Source organism: Staphylococcus equorum, from assembly GCF_029024965.1.
Taxonomy (GTDB): domain Bacteria; phylum Bacillota; class Bacilli; order Staphylococcales; family Staphylococcaceae; genus Staphylococcus; species Staphylococcus equorum.
In genome coordinates this window covers 1,681,328-1,704,620 of record NZ_CP118982.1, presented here as the reverse complement: position 1 = coordinate 1,704,620, position 23,293 = coordinate 1,681,328, and the positions used below count along the sequence as shown (strand labels likewise).

The following is a 23,293-nucleotide window of genomic DNA, read 5'->3' as shown; positions in this document are numbered from 1 at the left end:
TTATTATGTATGCAAATTCAATATATATAAAACATATCAAATTTAAAATTTGCATTTAATGATTTGTACAGTTATATTGAATAGTAACGAGTCCAATATAAATTGAAATCGAACTTATTTAAAATAAAGGTCTGAGATTTTAAAATCAACAATAAAATACATTGCTGAGTATTTTTCATCATCTAAATACAATATCTAAGGGGTTTTGTCTATGAGTTTAATGAATAAGAGAGAAGCTACGGGATTAAGCATAGTTGAATTATCAAATCGCATCGCATCTTTATATAATACGAAATTAAGTCCTGAATTAATTGAACGCATAGAAAGTAAGCAAACGAAGTTAAAAAATGAAGACGCACAAATATTGGCTGAATTTTTTAATACAACCTCTGAAGATTTAATGTGAATCAAGCAGACTTCAAAAATTCATCCAAATAAGTGTGTAACAATAAAGTGTGCGCATCATCGCACCTGTTAAATATTGAGCTTAGCGTTATAAATTAATATTTAAAATAAATAGACAAAATTTAAAATATTAGTGTATAGTGAGCCTATAAATCTCGGCATAGTACGAGTGAATAAAGGGGCGATGTTGCAATGGTATATAATGAATACAATCAACCAATTGGTGATATAATAAATGATTTTGAAATGCCTGGTTTTCCTGAAACAAAGTCATTAAAAGGACAATATAGTCACTTGGAAAAATTGTCAACACAACATATCGATGATTTATTCAACCATTTTAGTGTAGAAGCAGATGCGCCGAATTGGACATATCTACCTGATGAACAAACTCAAGATTTCAATCAATTTAAAGCCTACATAAATAATAAAATTAAATCAAAAGATCCTTATTTCTTTTCAATTATTGACAACAAAACGGAAGAAGCGGTTGGTATTTTATCATTGTTAAGAATAAATCAAAAAAATGCATCTATTGAAGTGGGCCATATTCATTATTCAAATGTTTTAAAACAATCACGTATTGCAACTGAGGTTCAATATTTATTAGCAAAGTATGTATTTGAAACATTAGGTTATAGAAGATATGAATGGAAATGTGATGCTTTGAATCAACCTTCTATTAAGGCAGCCAAACGACTTGGATTTAAATATGAAGGCATTTTTAGAAATCATACAATTTATAAAAATAGAAGTCGAGATACATGTTGGTTATCTATGATAGATAGCGAATGGCATGAAAATAAAATAGAATTTGAAAAGTGGCTGAATCCTTATAATTTTGATGAGTTTGGCATACAGCTTACTAGTTTATCTATGAATTAAAAAAGAGAATTAATATTTATATAATTGAATTACATGTAAAACGAAGGAGATATTTTATTGTAAACTGATAAAATATTTCCTTTTTTTTGTTTGGAATTGTTAAGCTGTATGTAGTAATTAAAATGGATGAAATATATTTTCAAATTAAAGTATAAACGGCTAGTACGGTTATTTAAATTAGCTGTTACACAATGCATGATGCATTTTTGGTCAAAATAAGTTATAATGATATGATGAATTTTTGTGAGGAGAATTATGATGACAATTAAACAGCTTGTTACGAGTCAACACCCAATTCTAAAAAGATCAATACCTGATGTTACTTTATTTGACGCTCAATTAGCGGAGTTGTTACTCGATTTAGAAGATACAATGTATGATGTAGGTGCATCCGCTATATGTGCACCACAAATTGGTATATCGCAAAAAGTAGCGATTATAGATATGGAAGTAGATGGCTTGTTACAACTGATTAATCCTCAATTAATAAGCGAATCTAATGAGAAAGTTACAGATTTAGAAGGCTCTATTAGTATACCTAACGTATATGGTGAAGTGACCAGAAGCAAAATGATCGTTGTTAAAAGTAATGATAAAAATGGTAATGAGGTTGAAATGACTGCATATGATGATATTGCACGTATGATATTACATATGATTGACCATTTTGAAGGTAAGTTATTTACTGAGCGCGTAAGTAAATTTTTAAGTGAAGCTGAAATGGAGGCGTATTTTGACAATGAGTAAAATTATATTTATGGGGACACCTGATTTTTCAACTAAAGTTTTAGAAATGCTAATTGCTGAACATGATGTAATTGCAGTTGTAACGCAACCAGATAGACCAGTTGGTAGAAAGCGTACACTCACACCACCACCAGTAAAAAAAGTGGCAGTAGAACATGACATTGCGGTCTACCAGCCAGAAAAATTAGCACAATCAGAAGATTTAAAAGTACTTATTGATTTAAATGCAGACCTAATCGTCACAGCAGCTTTTGGACAATTATTACCAGAATCATTATTAGCATCACCTAAACTGGGTGCGATTAATGTCCACGCATCATTATTACCTAAATATAGAGGTGGCGCTCCAATTCATCAAGCAATTATTGATGGTGAAAAGGAAACAGGTATATCTATTATGTATATGGTTAAAAAATTAGATGCGGGTGATATTATATCTCAACGCGCTATCGAGATAGAACAGCAAGATGATGTAGGTTCGATGCACGAGAAATTGAGTTTTTTAGGTGCAAACTTACTGAAAGAAACGTTGCCCTCTATAATAGATGGCACCAATGACAGTGTTGTTCAAAATGAAAGTGAAGCGACATTTGCCTCTAATATTAATCGTGAAGACGAGAAAATTGATTGGACACTATCAGCAGAACAGATATATAACCATATTCGCGGCTTATCACCATGGCCTGTTGCTTACACGGTGATGGATGACGGAAATTTAAAAATATATGCATCTAGAATTGAAAAAGATAAAACGGGAAAACCAGGTACGATTATAGAAACAACTAAAAAAGCAATCATCGTGGCAACGGGTTCTAAAGATGCTATTGCTTTAACAGACATACAAGTTGCAGGTAAAAAACGAATGCTTGCTGCAAATTACTTAAGTGGAGTGCAAACGTCACTCGTTGGGAAGGTATTATTATGACAATAGACACGAATGTACGACAGTTAGCGTTTGAAACTTTACAAGACATCATTAATGACAAGGCTTATAGCAATATCATCATTAATGATGTTTTATCTAATAATGAATTAAATCGTGCAGATAAAGGATTATTTACTGAACTCGTTTATGGCACATTAAAAAGAAAATTTTCACTGGATTACCTACTAAAACCTTTCGTTCAAACAAAGCTCAAAGGTTGGGTAAGACAATTATTATGGATGAGTATTTATCAATATGTTTATTTAGACAAGGTTCCTGAACATGCGATTATTAACGAAGCAGTAGAAATTGCTAAACGTAAGGGTGGACCGCATAACGGTAACGTAGTGAATGGTATATTACGTAATATTATGCGCAGTGACTTGCCAGACTTCACTGAAATCACTGATGATAAAAAAAGAATCGCTATCGAATACAGTTTGCCAAAATGGTTAGTAGATCATTGGTCGACACACTTTGGTATTGAAAAAACTGAAGCAATCGCGGAATCATTTTTAACAAAAGTAGCGACAACTGTACGTGTGAATTTAACAAGGATTTCAATTGAAGATGCAATTAGAAGATTAGTTGAAGATGATTACATCGTGGAACAAGATAACGAAATTGATACGTGTTTGCATATCAGTGGCAAACCAATTATCGAATCACGTATGTTCAAAGATGGTTTAGTTTCTATCCAAGATAAAAGTTCTATGTTCGTTGCGGAATTAATGGGATTAACTGACGGCGACGAAGTATTAGATGCATGTAGTGCGCCAGGTGGAAAAGCGTGCCATATTGCAGAAGTATTAAACGGCACAGGCCATATTGATGCAACTGATATCTATGAACATAAGATAGATTTGATAGATTTCAATATTAAAAAATTACGATTGTCTAACATTTCTGCTTTTGAACACGACGCTACTGAAAAATATGGTAAAGTGTATGATAAGATTTTAGTTGATGCACCATGTAGTGGCTTAGGTGTCCTAAGACACAAACCTGAAATTAAATATGAACAATCGCAACAATCGATTCAATCATTAGTCGAAATTCAATTGGAAATTTTAAATAATGTGAAAGATAATTTAAAACCAGGTGGCACGTTAATTTATTCTACATGCACAATTGAACAATTAGAAAATGAGAATGTAGTATATACATTTTTAAAAGATAATAAAGATTTTGAGTTTGACACATTTGAACACCCGATTACTGGAGAAAAAGTGAAAACGATGCAAGTACTACCTCAAGATTTCAACTCTGATGGCTTTTTCATTACTAGGATTAGAAGAAAGGAAAATTAAATTATGATTACTGAAGAAAAGAAGAAAAAGAATAAGTTTCTTCCCAATTTTGAAAAGCAGTCCATTTATTCAATTAGATATGACGAGATGCAAGATTGGTTGATACAAAATGGTCAGCAAAAATTCAGAGCGAAACAAATTTTTGAATGGCTTTATGAAAAACGTGTAGATAGCATCGACGAAATGCTGAATTTATCTAAGGAACTTAGAGAAGTTTTAAAAGAAAGTTTTACAATGACAACTATGACGACAGTCGTTAAACAAGAGAGCCGAGACGGTACAATCAAATTTTTATTTGAACTACAAGATGGCTATACAATTGAAACAGTTCTAATGAGACATGAATATGGGAATTCAGTATGTGTTACGACACAAGTAGGTTGTCGTATTGGTTGTACGTTCTGTGCATCTACATTAGGTGGGTTGAAACGTAATCTAGAAGCGGGTGAAATAGTATCGCAAGTACTTACTGTTCAAAAAGCACTAGATGAATCAGAAGAACGCGTATCACAAATTGTTATCATGGGTATTGGTGAACCGTTTGAGAACTATGATGAAATGATGGATTTCTTAAAAATTGTCAATAACGATAATGGGTTGAATATTGGTGCCCGTCATATTACGGTATCAACTTCAGGTATTATTCCACGTATATATGATTTCGCAGACGAAGACATTCAAATTAATTTTGCTGTGAGTTTACACGGTGCAAATGATGAAATACGTTCTAGATTAATGCCTATTAACAGAGCATACAACGTTGAAAAATTAATGGAAGCTATTAATTATTATCAAGAAACAACAAATAGACGTATTACGTTTGAGTATGGATTGTTTGGTGGCGTTAATGATCAACTTGAACATGCTAGAGAATTAGCTCATTTAATTCAAAACTTAAATTGTCATGTTAATTTAATTCCTGTTAACCACGTACCAGAACGAAATTACGTTAAGACGCCTAAAGAAGACATATTTAAATTTGAAAAAGAATTAAAACGTTTAGGTATTAATGCAACAATTAGACGAGAACAAGGTGCAGATATAGATGCTGCGTGTGGTCAATTAAGAGCGAAGGAACGAAAAGTAGAAACGAGGTAGAGACATGCTAAAAGCACAATTTTTTACTGACACGGGTCAATATCGTGATAAGAATGAAGATGCAGGTGGCGTATTTTATAATCAAACAGAGCAACAGTTATTAGTGCTTTGTGATGGTATGGGTGGACATCTTGCAGGTGAAGTCGCGAGCCAATTTGTAACCAATGAACTGCAAAGTCGATTTGAAGAAGAAAATCTCATCGAGGCAGATCAAGCTGAAGATTGGTTGAGAACAACACTAAAAGCGATTAACCGTGAATTATATCAATTGTCAGTAGAAAATCCAAAATACCAAGGTATGGGTACGACTTGTGTTTGTGCATTAGTATTTGATAATTATGTAGTTGTTGCAAATATTGGAGATTCACGTGCGTATTTAGTGAATAGTAGAGATATTGAACAAATTACCAACGACCACTCATTCGTGAATCATCTTATGATGATCGGCCAAATTAGCGCTGAAGAAGCATTTACGCACCCACAACGCAATATTATTACGAAAGTGATGGGTACGGATAAATTAGTTACGCCAGATATTTTTGTGAAAAAAACGAATTTTTATGATTTTTTAATGTTGAATTCTGATGGTCTAACTGATTTTGTTCGTAATCATATGATTCAAGAAGTATTAATTCAAGACAATGAATTAGAAACACATGGACAAAATTTAATAGAACTTGCATTATCGCAAGATACGAATGATAATGTAAGTTTAATTTTGGCTGAGATTGAAGGTGATAAAGTATGATAGGCAAATTAATAAATGAACGCTATGAAGTGATTAAAAAACTTGGTGGCGGTGGTATGAGTACTGTCTATCTTGCTGAAGACTCGATACTCAACCGACAAGTTGCAATTAAAGCAATTAGAATTCCCTCGGGTGAAAAAGAAGAAACAATTAAACGTTTCGAGCGCGAAGTACATAACTTAACTCAACTTTCACACGACAATATTGTTAGTGTATTTGATGTCACAGAAAATGAAGAGAACTTCTTTTTAGTGATGGAATACATAAAAGGTCCAACATTATCAGAATACATTCAAGAAAATCATCCATTAGATATTGAAACTGTGTTGAATTTCACGAGACAAATTATCGATGGTATCAAGCATGCGCATGATACTAAAATTGTTCACCGTGATATCAAACCTCAAAATATTTTGGTGGAAAAGGATAAAACTTTAAAAATATTAGATTTTGGTATAGCTAAAGCGTTAAGTGAAACAACAATGACCGAAACGAATCATGTGTTAGGTACAGTACAGTATCTATCTCCAGAACAAGCACGAGGAAAGTCTACAGATAATGGAACTGATATCTATTCCATCGGTGTAGTATTGTATGAAATGCTTGTTGGTAAGCCTCCATTTTCAGGAGAAACCGCAGTAAGTATTGCAATTAAGCATATACAAGACCCGATGCCCAATGTTACGGAGCATCGATCAGATGTGCCACAAGCTATAAGTAATGTTGTGCTAAAAGCAACTGAAAAAGATAGATCTGAACGTTATGAAACTGTTAAAGATATGCAAGAAGATCTTGATAGTGCATTGTCAAAAAGTAGAGAGTATGAAGCAAAATATCTGTCAGATGATGCGAACACTAAAACAGTGCCTATAAATAAAGAAGAAATTGCTAATCAAACACAATCAGAAAATCAACATAAAAATATTAAAGAAACGATGCAAATCCCTATTGTGAATCAACAAAAATTCCAATCTAGTGAAGAGCATATATATGCAGTGCCAACGAAACAACGTTCAAAGAAAAAGAAGTTTTTCTACGCTATTGTAATTATTCTTTTATTATTTGGCTTATTTGGTTTTATGGCTATGGGAATGTTTGGGAGTAAGTATTTAGAGACGCCTGACTTATCTGGTAAAACTGAAAAAGAAGCAGAAACGATATTAAAAGATAATAAATTAGAACTTGGTGATATTTCTCGTGAGTATAGTGATAAATACTCTGAAAATAAAATCATTAAAACAACACCTAAAAAAGGTGAGCGTTTAGAACAGAATAGTAAGGTGGATATCGTTTTATCTAAAGGGCCTAAATTAGCAGAAATGCCTAGTCTTTATGGTATCCCTAAAGCAGAAGCGATGGATAAGTTGAAAGACTTAGGCATTAAAGACGCTAAAGTAAAACAAGCGTATACGAACCAAAATGTAGCTAAAGGATTAATCGAAGGACAAAACGTATCACCTGGCGATAAAGTTGAAGTGAATGATAGTAATATCGAATTAACTGAATCATTAGGTACAAAACAAGTTTATGTCGAAGATTATGAAAACAAATCCTTTAAAACAGCTAAATCAGAGTTAGAAGCTAAAGGCTTTAAAGTTGTGGTTAATGAAGAACAAGACGACGACAAAGTTAAGAAAGATCACGTTATCAGCCAATCACCAAAAGGTGAAGAAGTTGATGAAGGTTCAACTATTGGATTCACAGTTTCTAAAGGAGCACCTGAGGAAAAAGATGAAGACAAAGACAAGGATAAAGAAGATTCTGATAAAAAAGATGAAGATAAGTCTAAAGATGATGAACTAGACAAAACGTATACAGAGACATATCAAGTACAGTATACAGGTGATGATGATGAGAGCCAAGAAGTCAAAGTTTATGTAAGAGATAAAGATGACGAAGGCGATTCACCTTCACAGACGTACAAGATAAAAGAAAATAAAACAGTAAAAATCCCAATGACAATTCAAAAAGGTGAGACAGCAGGATATACCATTCGAGTTGATGATAAGATCGTTGCTGATAAAGATATCCCTTATGATTTTTAGCAACACTTAACGAACGAAGAGAGTTTAGTGTTGCTTATGCAAGCCAAAGCTTGCGATCCGAGCTTGCACTTAACGAACGAAGAGAGTTTAGTGTTGCTTATGCAAGCCAAAGCTTGCGATCCGAGCTTGCACTTAACGAACGAAGAGAGTTTAGTGTTGCTTATGCAAGCCAAAGCTTGCGATCCGAGCTTGCACTTAACGAACGAAGAGAGTTTAGTGTTGCTTATGCAAGCCAAAGCTTGCGATCTGAACTGGCACTTAACGAACAAAGAGAGTTTAGTGTTGCTAATGCAAGCCAAAGCTTGCGATCTGAACTGGCACTTAACGAACAAAGAGAGTTTAGTGTTGCTAATTTATCTTAGAGTCAAATAAACATAAGTGAACACCATTTCAACTGATATAAAGTCTGTTGAAATGGTGTTTTATTTTATAGGTTTTATTGTTTATATAAGAATAGTAAGATGGTTTATGCTGATTTTTATACGAAATAGTCTTAAATCATATTTAAATTAAAAAGGCTTTGCTATAATATATAAGATAATAGTTTTTAAAGAGAGGTGTCTAAGTGAAGACAGGACGCATTATAAAATCATTAAGTGGCGTTTATCGTGTAGATGTAGAAGGTGAAATGTACGATACGAAACCACGCGGTTTATTCAGAAAAAATAAATTTTCACCAATCGTTGGTGATGTAGTTGATTTCGAAGTTGAAAATATAACAGAAGGATATATTCAATACGTTCATGATAGAAAAAATGAATTAAAAAGGCCACTTGTTAGTAACGTGGATCATCTTATATTAGTAATGAGTGCAGTAGAACCTGATTTTTCAACGCAATTACTAGATAGATTTTTAGTCATTGCGCATTCGTATCATATGCGCCCGCGTATTCTCATAACTAAAAGAGATTTAGCCTCAGTTGAAACGCAGCAAAAAGTTACACAATTGTTAAATATTTATGAAAATATGGGCTATAAAACACAATTCATTAGTATCGATGATGATATTGAACCTGTTTTTGCTGCTTGGGGGGAAGGACTTGCTGTATTAAGCGGTCAATCTGGTGTCGGTAAATCAACACTATTAAATAAATATTTTCCAGAACTGAATATTGAAACGCAACATATTTCAAAAGCACTTAACCGCGGTCGTCATACTACAACACATATAGAGCTTTTTGAACGAAGCCATGGTTATATAGCAGATACGCCTGGGTTTAGTGCGTTAGATTTTACACATATCCAAAAAGACGAATTAAAAAATTACTTTATGGAGATTAATGAATACGGCGAAAAGTGTAAATTTAGAGATTGTAATCATATTAATGAACCAAAATGTAATGTGAAAAATGAGTTGGAAAATGGAAACATTGCACAATTCAGATATGACCATTACTTACAACTCTTTAACGAAATTGCAAATAGAAAGGAAAGATATTAAATGGCAAAACTTTATCCATCATTATTATCAACTGATTTTTTAAAATTACAAGAAGAATTAACAGCATTAGAAGAAGCAGGTGTAGACGGTGTACACTTTGATGTTATGGATGGTCAATTCGTGCCAAATATTTCGATTGGTTTACCAATACTTGAAGCAGTGCGTAAAGGTACACGACTGCCAATTGATGTTCATTTAATGATTGAAAAACCAGAAAAATATGTCGAATTATTTGCCGACTACGGGGCTGATATGATCTCAGTGCACGTAGAAGCAACACCACATATTCATAGAGTAATAGAACAAATAAAGAATGAAAATGTAAAAGCAGGTGTTGTAATCAATCCTGGCACACCCGTAGATGCAATCTTACCAGTGATAAAAATGGTGGATTTTGTATTAGTGATGACGGTGAATCCTGGTTTTGGGGGTCAATCATTTATTAATGATACTGTTGTAAAATTAGATCAACTATCAAAAATCAAAGATGAATTGAACTTAGAATTTGAAATCGAAGTAGATGGTGGTATTAACAATGAGACTGTTGAAACTGTTATAAACCATGGTGCTACAATGTTAGTTGCGGGGTCATATTTCTTTAAACATGATGATTACAAAGAAGTAACGAAAACATTGAAAGGCTGAAGCTAATGAAAGTGAATTTATTGTGTGGCAATAGAAATTTGCCTGAAGGTTTATTAAAGACAGAAACAGATGAGCATTGGATTGGGGTTGATCGAGGAGCGTTACTTTTGATAGAAGCAGGGATAATACCTCGATTTGCTGTAGGTGATTTTGACTCAATTACAAGTGAGGAAAAAGCATTTGTTGAAAAACGAATTGACATTAATCCATTTAATTCGGAAAAAAATGATACAGACCTAGCTTTAGGTATTGATCAAGCAGTGACCAATGGTTATAAAGAGATTTGTGTTTATGGTGCTACAGGTGGTCGATTAGATCATTTTATGGGCGCGTTACAAATTTTAGAAAAACCAGAATATACAGAGCAAAATATTGTCATTAAACTTATTGATGTGAATAATGAAATTCAATTTTTAAAAACAGGGTCATATACGATTCAGAAAAATGACAACTACCGTTATATCTCATTTATTCCAGTCACTTATCCTACGGTTATCTCGTTAAATAATTTTAAATATAATCTAGAAAAGGAACAACTTAAACTAGGATCTACGCTTACGATTTCCAACGAACTTAACCAAACAGAAGGTGATGTGAATATTACTGAAGGCAACGTATTAATGGTGAGAAGTAAAGACTAAAATCCAATAACATAATAACGCTTATGTTTATGAGTTAATTTAAATGAGCGCATAAAAAAAGACCATTCCTCCACATAAGGACTGGTCTTTTCGTGCATTATATTTATTAAACTCTAGTTACTTTACCAGATTTTAAAGCACGTGCAGAAACCCAAACTCTTTTTGGTTTTCCGTCTACAAGAATTCTAACTTTTTGAAGGTTAGCATTCCATCTTCTTTTAGAAGAATTTAAAGCGTGAGAACGATTGTTTCCAGTTGAAGCTTTACGACCTGTTACGAAACATTGTTTGCCCATGAAAGTACCTCCTTTAATAAATATAAATACACGCATCTACTACATACTTGAATAATGTACCACAAATAAAATTAGATGTAAATAAGAAGAATGAATTTTTCTATTTACATAGATTCTACTTTTGTTAAAATCAAATTATGGTATAATTATAAACTGTGGATAAATGTAAAAATTTGCTTAATTAGATAAATTATATTATTTGTTAATTTTATAGTTAATTAAACAACCATAAACTAGGAGGCCCAATTTAAATGACATTAGAAATCACAAATGATTATGGTAGTATAGACATTTCAAACGAAGTAATAGCTTCAGTTGTGGGTAGCAAAGCAGTAGAATGTTATGGGATTGTAGGAATGGCTTCTAGACAACAAGTAAGAGATGGAATTGCTGAAATATTAGGGCATGAAAATTATTCTAAAGGTATTGTTGTAAGAGAAGGCAATGGCGTTATAGATGTTGATATGTATATCATTGTAAGTTATGGTACTAAGATATCTGAAGTAGCAAGCAATTTACAGTCAACAATAAAATATACATTAGAGCAAACATTAAAAGTAAAAGTAAATTCAATAAATATATTTGTACAAGGTGTTCGAGTTAATAATGGCACTAAGAACTAGGAGGACAATACGGAATGGTTAGCAAAATTAATGGTAAATTATTTGCCGAAATGATTATACAAGGGGCACAAAATTTATCAAATCATGCAGACTTGGTTGATTCATTAAACGTGTATCCAGTACCAGATGGAGATACAGGGACAAACATGAATTTAACGATGACATCTGGAAGAGAATCAGTAGAAGAAAACTTGTCGCAGCATATCGGTGAACTAGGAAAAACATATTCAAAAGGTTTGTTAATGGGCGCTAGAGGGAACTCTGGGGTCATCTTATCACAACTATTTAGAGGATTCAGTAAAAATTTAGAAGCGTATGATGAAATCAATGCACAACAATTAGCAGAAAGTTTCAAAGCTGGCGTAGAAACTGCATATAAAGCAATTATGAAGCCTGTGGAAGGTACGATATTAACCGTAGCTAGAGATGCTGCAGATGCTGCTATGCGCAAAGTAGAAGAAACTGAAGATTGTATCGAATTGATGACATATATTTTAGAAGAAGCAGAAATCTCACTCGAAAATACACCTAATTTATTGCCTGTATTAAAAGAAGTGGGCGTAGTAGATAGCGGTGGTAAAGGTTTAGTTGTCGTTTATGCTGGCTTCCTTAAAGCGTTAAAAGGTGAAACGGTAAGTGCTGAAACAGCCAAATTAGATAAAGATTCTTTAGTTAATGAAGAACATGATTTTCATGGTGTAATTAATACTGAAGATATCGTTTACGGTTATTGTACAGAAATGATGGTTCGTTTCGGTAAAAATAAAAAAGTATTTGACGAACAAACGTTTAGAGAAGATATGAGTACATATGGTGACTCATTATTAGTCATAAACGATGACGAAATCGTTAAAGTGCATGTACATAGTGAAAAACCAGGTGATGTGTTTAATTATGGTCAACAGTATGGAGAACTTATTAAATTAAAAGTAGAAAACATGCGTGAACAACACCGAGAAGTTGTAAAAAAAGAACAAGTAAGTCAAAGTGATGCTCAAACACCTGAAACAGTTGAAACAGCAGTTATTGCTATTTCAATGGGAGATGGTATATCTGAATTGTTCAAATCAATGGGTGCAACACATATGATTAGCGGTGGTCAAACAATGAATCCATCAACTGAAGATATTGTTAAAGTAATTGAGCAGTCACAATGTAAACGCGCAATTATTTTACCAAATAATAAAAATATTATGATGGCTAGCGAACAGGCTGCAGATATCGTAGGTGCTGAAGCTGTAGTTATCCCAACTAAATCAATACCACAAGGCATTGCTGCACTCTTTAATTATGATGAATCAGATGCTCTTGAAGTTAACAAAACACGTATGGTTGAATCACTTGAAGCAGTGACGTCAGGTTCAGTGACATATGCTGTAAGAGATACAAAAATTGATGGCGTTGAAATTAAAAAAGACGCATTTATGGGCTTAGTTGAAGATAAAATCGTTACGAGTAACGAAAATGAATTTGAAACTGTTAAAGGTTTATTGTCTGAAATGATTCAAGATGATAGTGAAATCATTACGATGATTGTCGGTGAAGATGCAAATGCATCATTGACTTCGGATATTGAAACTTGGCTTGAAACATCTTATCCAGAAATTGAATTAGATCAACATGATGGCCAACAACCTGTATATCAGTATCTTTTCTCTGTAGAATAAATATATTTATTGAACACTTGTATATAAGGATAGCTTCCATTTTAGGAAGCTATTTTAAGTTGTCGACAAGGTCTAAAAGCTTTGTTGGCAATTTTTTTATGTACGCTTTACGTTGGTATAACTACAGCTTCATTCTAAATTTCATCCTCGCTTATCTAGGGCATGACCTCAGTTTATAGTCATTGACTCATACTGGATAATTCGCATTATGACAGGCGTCTTAGATGAAAAATTCAGAAACTAAAAAATATAGAGTTAGTCTACTAAGGATAAAATTTTTGATAGCAATTATTTTATCGTATGAAAAAATTTGTATAATTAAATTAAATGGAAACATTTTTATTTATTTAAACCTTCTACAACAATATTCTTGTTTTAAATAAGGATAATGCAACCAGTATTGGTTTATAATGTCTAGCTTAATTGTTATAATGAGTTGCATGCATATAAATGTAAGCGCATTACATTAGAAACATTAAAAATAAGAGTGGGGTATAATTATGAAATATAAAACAGTTTTCGATATTATAGGACCTACAATGGTGGGGCCGTCTTCATCTCATACTGCTGGTGCAGTAAGAATTGGATTAGTAGCAAAAGATTTGTTTAATCAATTGCCAAAACAAGCTGATATCTATCTTTACGGTTCGTTTATGGAAACATACAAAGGACATGGTACAGATGTAGCACTTGTTGGTGGTTTACTAGGTTATGATACAGATGATGACCGTATACAAACAAGCTTAGAAACGGCTGAGCAAATGGGAATGAAAGTGAATTTTATAGAAATGGCTGAAGAAAGATCACATCCTAACACTGCTATTATTAATATGAGAGATGCGGATAAAGAAATTTCTGTTGAAGGTGTTTCTATAGGTGGCGGCAAAATAGAGGTAGTTGCGATTAATGGATTTAATATTGCGATTAGCGGTAATTATCCAGCACTGCTTGTTTTTCATAAAGATACTTTCGGCACAATTGGTCGTGTAGCAAATATTTTAGGTGATTCTAGTATTAATGTTGGTAGTATGCAAGTTTCTAGAAAAGAAAAGGGCGACCAAGCATTAATGACTTGTGAGTTAGATGAATCTGTGACAGATGAGATTATAGATAAAATTAAAAACGTCGAAGGTGTAGTGACAGTTTCACTCATGGGCGACGCCTAATGGAGGGTAACGCATGTTTAAAAGTGTGAAAGAATTAGTAGAAAAATGCGAAACAGAAAATAAAAAAATTCATGAAATCATGCTCGAGCAAGAAATGGAAGTTACTGGCTTATCTGAAGCTGATATTTATGCCGGTATGGATAAAAACTTACAAACGATGGAAAATGCACTTGATGAAGGTTTAGAAGGGGTAACTTCAACTACCGGATTAACTGGTGGAGATGCTGTGTTAATCAAAAATTATTTGAAGACAGGTAAATCATTATCTGGCCCAACTTTATTGGATGCAGTGAGTAAAGCAGTTGCGACAAACGAAGTCAACGCAGCAATGGGTAAAATTTGTGCAACTCCTACTGCCGGATCTGCAGGTGTAGTACCAGGCGTATTATTTGGACTCAAACCACGCCTTGAACCTACTAGAAAAGATATGCTGAACTTTTTACTTACCTCAGGAGCATTTGGTTTTGTAGTTGCCAACAATGCATCAATTTCAGGTGCGGCAGGCGGTTGTCAGGCAGAAGTTGGTTCTGCTGCAGCGATGGCAGCTGGTGCAACCGTGGAACTTGCTGGCGGAACACCACAACAATCGGCTGAAGCTTTTGCAATTTGTTTGAAGAATATGCTAGGTTTAGTATGTGACCCAGTAGCTGGCTTAGTCGAAGTGCCTTGCGTGAAGAGAAATGCTGCAGGCGCATCAAACGCAATTGTCTCTGCTGATATGGCTTTAGCAGGTGTAACTTCAAGAATCCCTACAGATGAAGTGATTGAAGCAATGTACAAGATCGGCCAAACAATGCCATCAGCATTGCGTGAAACTGGTCGTGGAGGTTTAGCTGGTACACCAACAGGTCAGCGTCTAAAACAAGAAATATTTGGTGATTAAAAATGTCAAAAGTCAATTTAATAGATAGTCCTTTTCCTTTATCACAGATAAAAGGACTGGGGCCAAAAAGGTTGTCCGTATTAAATGAATTAAATATCCATACTGTTGAGGATTTAATTTTATATTTACCAACCCGTTACGAAGATAATACAGTAATTGACTTGAATACGGCCGAAGATCAAGCGACAGTGACAGTGGTAGGAGAAGTATATTCGACACCTACTGTCGCTTTTTTTGGTCGTAATAAATCTAAGTTAACCGTACATATCATGGTCAATAATATTGCTGTAAAATGCACTTTTTTCAACCAACCTTATTTAAAAAAGAAAATTGAATTGCATGGTACGGTTACGGTAAAAGGTAAATGGAATAGAAGTAAGCAAGAGATAAATGGCAGTAGGATGTTCTTCAATCAACAAGAGTCTCAAAACTCACAATTTGAACCTGTTTATCGTGTTAAAGAAGGCATTAAACAAAAACCATTGAGAGATATGATTCGACAATCATTGGGAGAAGTCACAATACATGAATGGCTCTCTGATGAATTGAGACAAAAATATAAATTAGAGTCATTAGAGAATACGATTAAGGCGTTGCATTTTGCGACAGATAAGTCATCTTTGTTAAAAGCACGTAGAACGTATGCTTTTACAGAATTATTTATGTTTGAATTACGAATGCAATGGTTAAACCGCTTAGAAAAAACATCAGATGAAGCGATTGAAGTAGATTATAATATCAATTTAGTGAAATATTTCATTGATAGTCTTCCTTTTGAACTCACTGATGCGCAAAAACATAGTGTAAATGAAATATTCAGAGACTTGAAAGCACCAATAAGAATGCATCGTCTCTTACAAGGTGACGTAGGTTCAGGTAAAACTGTCGTAGCAGCAATCTGTATGTATGCACTGAAAACTGCGGGATTTCAATCAGCATTGATGGTGCCTACTGAAATATTAGCGGAACAGCATGCAGAAAGTTTAGTTGAAATTTTCGGTGACAGGATGAATGTGGCGTTACTTACAGGTTCAGTGAAAGGTAAAAAGAGAAAGCTGTTGTTAGAACAACTACAAAATAATGAAATTGATTGTATTATCGGCACACACGCCTTAATACAAGATGATGTAGTATTTAATAATGTTGGTTTAGTGATTACAGATGAGCAACATCGTTTTGGTGTGAATCAACGTCAATTGTTGAGAGAAAAAGGTGCGATGACTAACGTCCTCTTCATGACTGCTACACCCATTCCACGAACATTAGCTATATCCGTTTTTGGAGAAATGGATGTGTCATCCATTAAACAATTACCAAAAGGCAGAAAGCCGATTATTACTTCATGGTCCAAACATGAAGCCTATGAAAGTGTACTCAATCAAATGACTTCGGAATTAAAAAAAGGTAGGCAGGCATATGTAATTTGTCCTCTAATTGAAAGTTCTGAGCATTTAGAAGACGTACAGAACGTTGTTGAGTTATATGAATCGCTACAGATATATTATGGTTCTGAAAAAGTAGGACTACTACATGGTAAGTTGCATTCAGAAGAAAAAGATAGAGTAATGCAGCAATTTAGTAATCACGAAATAGACGTTTTAGTATCAACTACCGTTGTAGAAGTAGGGGTTAACGTACCTAATGCAACGTTCATGATGATTTATGATGCTGATCGTTTCGGTTTATCTACATTACATCAATTAAGAGGGCGTGTAGGTAGAAGTGAAGAGCAAAGTTATTGTGTACTCATTGCTTCACCGAAAACAGAAACGGGTATTGAACGAATGAATATTATGACGCAAACGACAGATGGTTTTGAATTAAGTGAACGTGATTTAGAAATGAGGGGTCCAGGTGATTTCTTTGGTGTGAAACAAAGTGGTTTGCCTGACTTCTTAGTCGCAAATGTTGTTGAAGATTATAAAATGTTAGAAGTAGCAAGAGATGAAGCGGCTGAATTAATTCAGTCTGGTGTCTTTTTCGAATCACAATATCAAATGTTGAGAACATTTGTAGAAGAAAACTTATTATATATGAGTTTTGATTAATAAAGAAGGCACAAAATAACAAAACAAGTGCTATTATGAACTAATCCCAAATTGTGGGAATAAAATAAAAACACTTTCGTTGAATTCATACTAAAATGAATTTATACGAAAGTGTTTTATTTTGGCTATAGACTTTTAACGGTTGGTGAGTAAAGTAAATAATCTCTCAGCATTTATTGTTATATTGGCGGTAGATGACTGAACTGAAAATGCCTTTATACTAAGTTTTTAAAGCACTACTACTTCATTTATGAAGATAAGTAGTGCTTATGCAATAGCTTCAGCTCTTGTATTCCATTTTCTAGGGGGCTTTGCTGGGCTGGTTCATACGATGAGACCTTGTTAGAAAAATTAGATTTCTGTCCGAGTCCGATACCCTAGGAAGGCACGCGCTTTTAAATAGAAAAGCACTAATCTATTATAAATTAATAGATTAGTGCTATAAATTTGAGAATGGGATATTTATGTCCCAGCTCCCGCTGAAACGAGAATGTATAATGTTTGCTAGTGTTTTAATTAACACCTACGTCAGTCCAAGCTTTTTCAATTGCTTTAGATGTTTCGCTATTCGTACCATAAAGGTGGTTAGAAGCTTCTTTTAATGATGCTTTTGCATCAGAAAATTGGGCGTTTGGTGTTAAGTACTGTGTGAGTGCTAAATAATAAATTTGTTCAGCTTTTTCTTGGCCAATTGCATTAATTGTTAGGTATGCAGCTTTGTTAGGAATGCCACTATTGGTATGAACCCCACCACTATCTTGGCTACCTTGTAAATATTGATTCATATGGGCAGGTTGGTTATACTGTTCTGGATTTTTTAAACTTCTTAATGCATCGCCATCTTTATTTGGTGTATATACATCTTCACCTAGTAACCAATCGTCTGAATCAACAAAATAACCAAAAACGTCAGAGAAAGATTCGTTTAATGCACCCGACTGATGACTATACTCTAAACCAGCAGTTCGTTCTGTTACTGCATGCGTGAGCTCATGGGCGACGATATCATTCGCACCTGACAATGCTTTAAACGTCTGGCCGTCTCCGTCACCATAAATCATATACTGACCGGTCCAAGCAGCGTTATTAAAGCTTTTGTCATAATGGACTACCGAATCAATGTCACCGCCGTTATTATCATAACTGTTTCTATCATGTTTATTGAGGAAATAGTTATAGACTTCTTTTGCGTAGTAATGAGCGTCTACACCAGCGCGCTGATCTTCTTTATTGAAATTATTGCTGTCATTTGTAATAGGTGAATAGGCATTTGTGGTCTCATTTGCAGTTTTAGTTTCTATAACTGCATCTTGAGAAGTATCGAGTAATGAATATGAACCATTTGCTTTTGTAACGCTTAAAGGTTGTTTTTCATCTCCATTAACGCCTGTTCCTTTACCTTCAGTTGTTGCATTTTTGATAACGTTTTGTTTTGTTAATATTTCACCAGTAGTAGCGTCAACTTGAATTTTCCAATGTGCTGCTTTAGGGGAAATGTAATTAAGTTCGATATCATAAACAAGTCTTTGTTTATCACTATTTATATCAAGGTTATTTTTACTGACTACAGGATAGCTTTTTATATTTTTTACATCAGACTTTGCTTTACCTATAGCTTCAAAAGCTTTATTTTCAGCGTTAGCAGAAGATAATTTAGCTTCATTCTCTACCTTTATGTATGGTTTATCTACATTACCATTTATTAATGTTACATTACCTTTATTATTGACATGTACTTTAATTGTTGTGCCTTCTGATGTAACGTCGTTTACCTTTGGTTTCAATGCGTAATGTGTGACACCAGTTTTATCTTGTTGCTTATCTATTACGTTGTATTGTTTGAAAGCTTCTTTATTTATAGTTTCTTGCTTGGTCTTGGATGATTGATTAACAAGAGATTGTGCATTATTTTGTAAAAATTGTTCTACATCTGCATTATTATTAATCGTAGGGGTATTTGATGATTCTAAACTTTCAGGTTTAATACTATTACTTTCTTGTGCATGAGCATAGCTTGTAGTAAAGGCTAATAATGAACATGACAGTAATGTAGTTGATAATACTTTTTTCATTAGATCCTCCTAAATAAATTATCCAATTAATGGAATAATTTTTGAAAAATAAATATAATACACCTTTAAAACAATTCAAATTATACATTTCAATTTTATTTAATTCAATATCTTAATAAATATTTATATAGAATGATTAGTGTTTGTATTTATTTTGATAATTAACCCCCTTGGAAATCGATTTAAACGTTATAATATTTCTTATATTGGTTATCTGACATGAAAAACATCTAAGGAAGTATGTTTTTTGTTGAGCTAATGAAATAGAAAGTGTTATGATGTGTTAGGAATGTTTAAGACTTGGTACTAAAAATTAGGTGATTTAGGTGGTTAGAACAAAATGAAGTTAAAAAAACAAGAACGACGCGAAGCAATTAAAAAAGAGATTGAAAAAAACCCCTTTATTACAGATTTGGATTTGAGTACACTTTTTTCAGTGAGTATTCAAACTATTAGGTTAGATCGTACATACTTAGATATTCCAGAACTAAGAAAACGAATTAAATCCGTAGCAAGAAAAAATTATGAAAGTATTCGATCCATTGATGGTAGTGAAATCATAGGCGATGTAATAAATGTTCAGCCTGATCAACTCGCAACTTCAATTATAGATATTGATGAAGATTCTGTATTTACTAGAAATAAAATTGCCAGAGGACATGTACTTTTTGCACAAGCGAATTCACTGTGTGTAGCGCTTATACATAAACCTGTTGTGTTAACTCAGGAAAGTAATGTAGCATTTTTAAAAACAGTGAAATTAAATGATACAGTACGTGCTGACGCACAAACGATTGAAATTACAAGTAAATATTATATGATAAAAGTAAATTCGTATGTCAAAGATACTTTGGTATTTAGAGGTACATTCAAAATGTATTATACAAGTGAGGATGAACAAGATGGTTAAAATAGCGATTGATATGATGGGTGGAGACGATGCACCTGAAATCGTTTTAGAAGCTGTTGAAAAAGCTGTGAATGATTTTAAAGATTTAGAAATAATTTTATTTGGTGATCAAACTAAATGCACACTCAAACATGGTCGTGTAGAAGTACGTCATTGTACAGAAGAAATTACGATGGACGATGAACCAGTTAGAGCGATTAAACGTAAAAAAGATAGCTCAATGGCACGTATGGCTGAAGTAGTTAAAGCTGGTGAAGCAGATGGTTGTGTATCTGCAGGAAATACAGGTGCATTGATGTCTGCTGGTTTGTTTATAGTAGGACGTATTAAGGGTGTTGAGCGTCCCGCATTAGTCCTCACTTTGCCAACAATTTCTGGAAAAGGATTTGTGTTTATGGATGTAGGTGCTAATGCAGACGCCAAGCCGGAACACTTATTACAATACGCCCAATTAGGCAATATTTATGCCCAAAAAATCAGGGGCGTTGAACAGCCTTCAGTAGGTTTGTTGAATATTGGTACAGAGGCAGCTAAAGGTAACACGTTAACTAAAAAAGCATTTAGTTTGATGGACGAACAAAATGTCTTCAATTTCACAGGAAATGTAGAAGCAAAAGGCTTAATGGACGACGCAGCTGATGTTGTAGTTACAGACGGATATACTGGTAATATGATTCTTAAAAATTTAGAAGGTGTTGCAAAAGCGATGGGTAAAATGCTTAAAACAACGCTTCTAAGTAGTTTCAAGAATAAAATTGCCGCATTTGTATTACGTAAAGACTTAAATGGTTTAATGTCAAAAATGGATTATGCAGAATATGGTGGCTCGGTATTATTAGGATTGAATGGCATTGTAGTAAAAGCACATGGTAGTTCTAGTGCGAAAGCTTTTTATTCAGCAATCCGTCAAGCTAAAATAGCGGGAGAACAAAATATTGTGGAAACTATGAGAGAAACGGTGGGTAAAGTAAATGAGTAAAACTGCGATTATCTTCCCAGGCCAAGGATCACAAAAAGTCGGGATGGCAAATGATTTATTTAATCAAAATGATGCTGCAACAACGATTCTTAATCAAGCACAAGCACAAATGGATTTTGATATTTTAGAAACAATGTTTTCAGATGAAGAAAATAAATTAGGTCAAACAGAAAATACACAACCGGCGTTGCTCACACATAGCTCAGCTTTATTACAAGCACTTAATAATCTAAATGCTGATTATACAATGGGCCATAGTTTAGGTGAATATGTGAGTCTAGTAGCGAGTGGTGTATTGAAATTTGATGATGCAGTTCAAATTGTTCGTAAGCGTGGACAACTGATGGCCGTCGCTTTTCCTGATGGTGTTGGAAGTATGGCAGCAGTATTAGGTTTGGATTTTGATGATGTTAATGCAATATGTCAAAAACTTTCAACAGATGAAGAAATTATTGAACCAGCAAATATAAATTCTCCTGGACAAATCGTTGTCTCTGGACACAAAACATTAATAGATAAATTAGTGGCAGAAGGCAAATCATTAGGTGCGAAACGTGTCCTACCACTTGCTGTATCTGGCCCATTTCATTCATCTATGATGCAGGTGATCAAAGACGATTTTGCTGAGTATGTTGAACAATTTGACTGGAATGATGCACAATTCCCTGTAGTTCAAAATGTGCATGCAAAAGGTGAAACAGATGCCAATGTAATTAAGGATAATATGATTAAACAATTATATTCACCAGTACAATTCATTGATTCAACGCAATGGTTAATTGATCAAGGTGTAGATCACTTTATTGAAATTGGTCCTGGTAAAGTACTTTCAGGTTTAATTAAAAAGATAAATAGAGATGTGAAAATAACTTCGATTCAAACATTAGAAGATATGAAAGCGTGGAATGAAAATGACTAAAAGTGCATTAGTAACTGGTGCTTCGAGAGGTATAGGACGTAGTATAGCGATACAATTGGCAGAAGAAGGATACAATGTTGCTGTGAATTTTTCGGGAAACAAAGAAAAAGCGGATGCTGTTGTTGAAGAAATTAAAGCGATAGGCGTTGAAAGTTTTGCTATTCAAGCAAATGTTGCAAATGGTGATGAAGTAAAAGCAATGATTAAAGCGGTTGTTAGCGAATTTGGTTCTGTTGATGTCCTTGTTAATAACGCAGGTATTACGCGTGATAATTTGCTTATGCGTATGAAAGAGCAAGAATGGGATGACGTAATTGATACAAACTTAAAAGGCGTTTTCAACTGTATTCAAAAAGTGACACCACAAATGCTAAGACAAAAGAGTGGTGCAATTATTAATTTATCAAGTGTTGTTGGAGCTATGGGTAATCCAGGGCAAGCAAACTATGTTGCGACTAAAGCTGGTGTAATTGGTTTAACGAAATCATCAGCACGTGAACTGGCTTCAAGAAACATCACAGTAAATGCTGTTGCACCAGGTTTTATTGTTTCTGATATGACTGATGCTTTAAGTGATGAGCTTAAAGCAAAAATGTTAGAACAAATCCCATTAGCTAAATTCGGGAAAGACCAAGATATTTCTCATACTGTAGCATTTTTAGCTTCAGACAAAGCGAAGTATATTACGGGTCAAACAATACATGTCAATGGTGGTATGTATATGTAAGTAAGTGCTACACAACATGACAAATCTTGTTTTATAAAACTTCTGAACTCATATAAGAGATTATGATATGGTATAAAGTATAGATTTAAAATGATTGTGTCACAACTTCATTAC

At 33.8% G+C, this 23,293-nt stretch carries 23 protein-coding genes; 21 read left to right on the top strand and 2 right to left on the bottom strand.

Features of this window, described 5'->3' with window-relative positions:
- The first annotated feature begins 211 nt into the window (after positions 1-211).
- The 12 genes from PYW44_RS08220 (at position 212) to PYW44_RS08165 (ending at position 10,890) form a co-directional block, all read left to right on the top strand.
- Positions 212-406: a helix-turn-helix domain-containing protein gene (locus tag PYW44_RS08220; protein ID WP_002512295.1), complete on the top strand. Its 195-nt coding sequence runs from the start codon at positions 212-214 to the stop codon at positions 404-406.
- 191 nt (positions 407-597) lie between these two features.
- On the top strand, positions 598-1,290 hold the full coding sequence (locus PYW44_RS08215) for a GNAT family N-acetyltransferase (RefSeq protein ID WP_021338709.1): 693 nt from the start codon (positions 598-600) through the stop codon (positions 1,288-1,290).
- A gap of 258 nt (positions 1,291-1,548) precedes the next feature.
- Positions 1,549-2,037 (top strand): peptide deformylase, encoded by a 489-nt coding sequence (locus PYW44_RS08210; RefSeq protein WP_056935551.1) that lies wholly within the window; start codon positions 1,549-1,551, stop codon positions 2,035-2,037.
- Positions 2,030-2,962 (top strand): methionyl-tRNA formyltransferase, encoded by a 933-nt coding sequence (fmt, locus tag PYW44_RS08205; RefSeq protein ID WP_031265888.1) that lies wholly within the window; start codon positions 2,030-2,032, stop codon positions 2,960-2,962. The genes PYW44_RS08210 and fmt overlap by 8 nt, the downstream gene beginning before the upstream one ends.
- Before the next feature lie 2 nt (positions 2,963-2,964).
- Positions 2,965-4,272 carry a 16S rRNA (cytosine(967)-C(5))-methyltransferase RsmB gene (gene rsmB / locus PYW44_RS08200; RefSeq protein ID WP_230621995.1) on the top strand — a complete coding sequence of 436 codons (1,308 nt, stop codon included), beginning with the start codon at positions 2,965-2,967 and terminating at the stop codon, positions 4,270-4,272.
- Between the two features lie 3 nt (positions 4,273-4,275).
- The gene (gene rlmN / locus PYW44_RS08195) at positions 4,276-5,370 is read left to right on the top strand and encodes a dual-specificity RNA methyltransferase RlmN (RefSeq protein ID WP_002512298.1); all 1,095 of its coding nucleotides are present in this window, start codon (positions 4,276-4,278) and stop codon (positions 5,368-5,370) included.
- A 4-nt stretch (positions 5,371-5,374) separates the two neighbouring features.
- Complete coding sequence (locus PYW44_RS08190) at positions 5,375-6,118, top strand: Stp1/IreP family PP2C-type Ser/Thr phosphatase (protein ID WP_021338713.1); 744 nt, start codon at positions 5,375-5,377, stop codon at positions 6,116-6,118.
- On the top strand, positions 6,115-8,163 hold the full coding sequence (gene pknB / locus PYW44_RS08185) for a Stk1 family PASTA domain-containing Ser/Thr kinase (protein WP_021338714.1): 2,049 nt from the start codon (positions 6,115-6,117) through the stop codon (positions 8,161-8,163). The genes PYW44_RS08190 and pknB overlap by 4 nt, the downstream gene beginning before the upstream one ends.
- A gap of 36 nt (positions 8,164-8,199) precedes the next feature.
- Complete coding sequence (locus tag PYW44_RS08180) at positions 8,200-8,535, top strand: hypothetical protein (RefSeq protein ID WP_142711454.1); 336 nt, start codon at positions 8,200-8,202, stop codon at positions 8,533-8,535.
- Between the two features lie 193 nt (positions 8,536-8,728).
- Complete coding sequence (gene rsgA / locus PYW44_RS08175; protein ID WP_021338716.1) at positions 8,729-9,604, top strand: ribosome small subunit-dependent GTPase A; 876 nt, start codon at positions 8,729-8,731, stop codon at positions 9,602-9,604.
- The gene (gene rpe, locus PYW44_RS08170; RefSeq protein WP_021338717.1) at positions 9,605-10,249 is read left to right on the top strand and encodes a ribulose-phosphate 3-epimerase; all 645 of its coding nucleotides are present in this window, start codon (positions 9,605-9,607) and stop codon (positions 10,247-10,249) included.
- A 5-nt stretch (positions 10,250-10,254) separates the two neighbouring features.
- Entirely contained in the window at positions 10,255-10,890 is a 636-nt protein-coding gene (locus tag PYW44_RS08165; protein ID WP_046465278.1) for a thiamine diphosphokinase, read from the top strand.
- A 106-nt stretch (positions 10,891-10,996) separates the two neighbouring features.
- On the opposite strand, the gene rpmB is transcribed toward PYW44_RS08165, so the two are convergent.
- On the bottom strand, positions 10,997-11,185 hold the full coding sequence (gene rpmB, locus PYW44_RS08160) for a 50S ribosomal protein L28 (protein ID WP_002507894.1): 189 nt from the start codon (positions 11,183-11,185) through the stop codon (positions 10,997-10,999).
- Positions 11,186-11,436: 251 nt separating this feature from the next.
- Between rpmB and PYW44_RS08155 the strand changes: the two genes are divergently transcribed.
- From PYW44_RS08155 to recG, 5 genes are all read left to right on the top strand, one after another.
- The gene (locus PYW44_RS08155; protein ID WP_021338719.1) at positions 11,437-11,808 is read left to right on the top strand and encodes an Asp23/Gls24 family envelope stress response protein; all 372 of its coding nucleotides are present in this window, start codon (positions 11,437-11,439) and stop codon (positions 11,806-11,808) included.
- A gap of 14 nt (positions 11,809-11,822) precedes the next feature.
- Positions 11,823-13,475, top strand: a complete 1,653-nt coding sequence (gene fakA / locus PYW44_RS08150; RefSeq protein WP_002507892.1) for a fatty acid kinase catalytic subunit FakA — start codon at positions 11,823-11,825, stop codon at positions 13,473-13,475.
- Between the two features lie 500 nt (positions 13,476-13,975).
- Positions 13,976-14,641: an L-serine ammonia-lyase, iron-sulfur-dependent subunit beta gene (sdaAB, locus tag PYW44_RS08145; RefSeq protein WP_002507891.1), complete on the top strand. Its 666-nt coding sequence runs from the start codon at positions 13,976-13,978 to the stop codon at positions 14,639-14,641.
- A 13-nt stretch (positions 14,642-14,654) separates the two neighbouring features.
- Complete coding sequence (gene sdaAA, locus PYW44_RS08140; RefSeq protein WP_002507890.1) at positions 14,655-15,524, top strand: L-serine ammonia-lyase, iron-sulfur-dependent, subunit alpha; 870 nt, start codon at positions 14,655-14,657, stop codon at positions 15,522-15,524.
- Between the two features lie 2 nt (positions 15,525-15,526).
- The gene (recG, locus tag PYW44_RS08135) at positions 15,527-17,572 is read left to right on the top strand and encodes an ATP-dependent DNA helicase RecG (RefSeq protein ID WP_021338720.1); all 2,046 of its coding nucleotides are present in this window, start codon (positions 15,527-15,529) and stop codon (positions 17,570-17,572) included.
- A 512-nt stretch (positions 17,573-18,084) separates the two neighbouring features.
- On the opposite strand, the gene PYW44_RS08130 is transcribed toward recG, so the two are convergent.
- Complete coding sequence (locus tag PYW44_RS08130; protein ID WP_021338721.1) at positions 18,085-19,644, bottom strand: M4 family metallopeptidase; 1,560 nt, start codon at positions 19,642-19,644, stop codon at positions 18,085-18,087.
- Positions 19,645-19,984: 340 nt separating this feature from the next.
- Here PYW44_RS08130 and fapR point away from each other — a divergent pair, with 340 nt between their 5' ends.
- Genes fapR through fabG form a run of 4 tightly spaced genes read left to right on the top strand, consistent with a single transcriptional unit; the run spans position 19,985 to position 23,179 of the window.
- Positions 19,985-20,554 (top strand): transcription factor FapR, encoded by a 570-nt coding sequence (gene fapR, locus PYW44_RS08125; protein WP_002507887.1) that lies wholly within the window; start codon positions 19,985-19,987, stop codon positions 20,552-20,554.
- Positions 20,547-21,533 carry a phosphate acyltransferase PlsX gene (plsX, locus tag PYW44_RS08120; protein ID WP_021338722.1) on the top strand — a complete coding sequence of 329 codons (987 nt, stop codon included), beginning with the start codon at positions 20,547-20,549 and terminating at the stop codon, positions 21,531-21,533. Before fapR ends, plsX begins: the two co-directional genes overlap by 8 nt.
- A complete protein-coding gene (gene fabD / locus PYW44_RS08115; protein WP_002507885.1) occupies positions 21,526-22,452 on the top strand; it encodes an ACP S-malonyltransferase in 927 nt (308 codons plus the stop codon). The genes plsX and fabD overlap by 8 nt, the downstream gene beginning before the upstream one ends.
- Entirely contained in the window at positions 22,445-23,179 is a 735-nt protein-coding gene (gene fabG, locus PYW44_RS08110; protein ID WP_002507884.1) for a 3-oxoacyl-[acyl-carrier-protein] reductase, read from the top strand. The genes fabD and fabG overlap by 8 nt, the downstream gene beginning before the upstream one ends.
- Positions 23,180-23,293 lie beyond the last annotated feature (114 nt).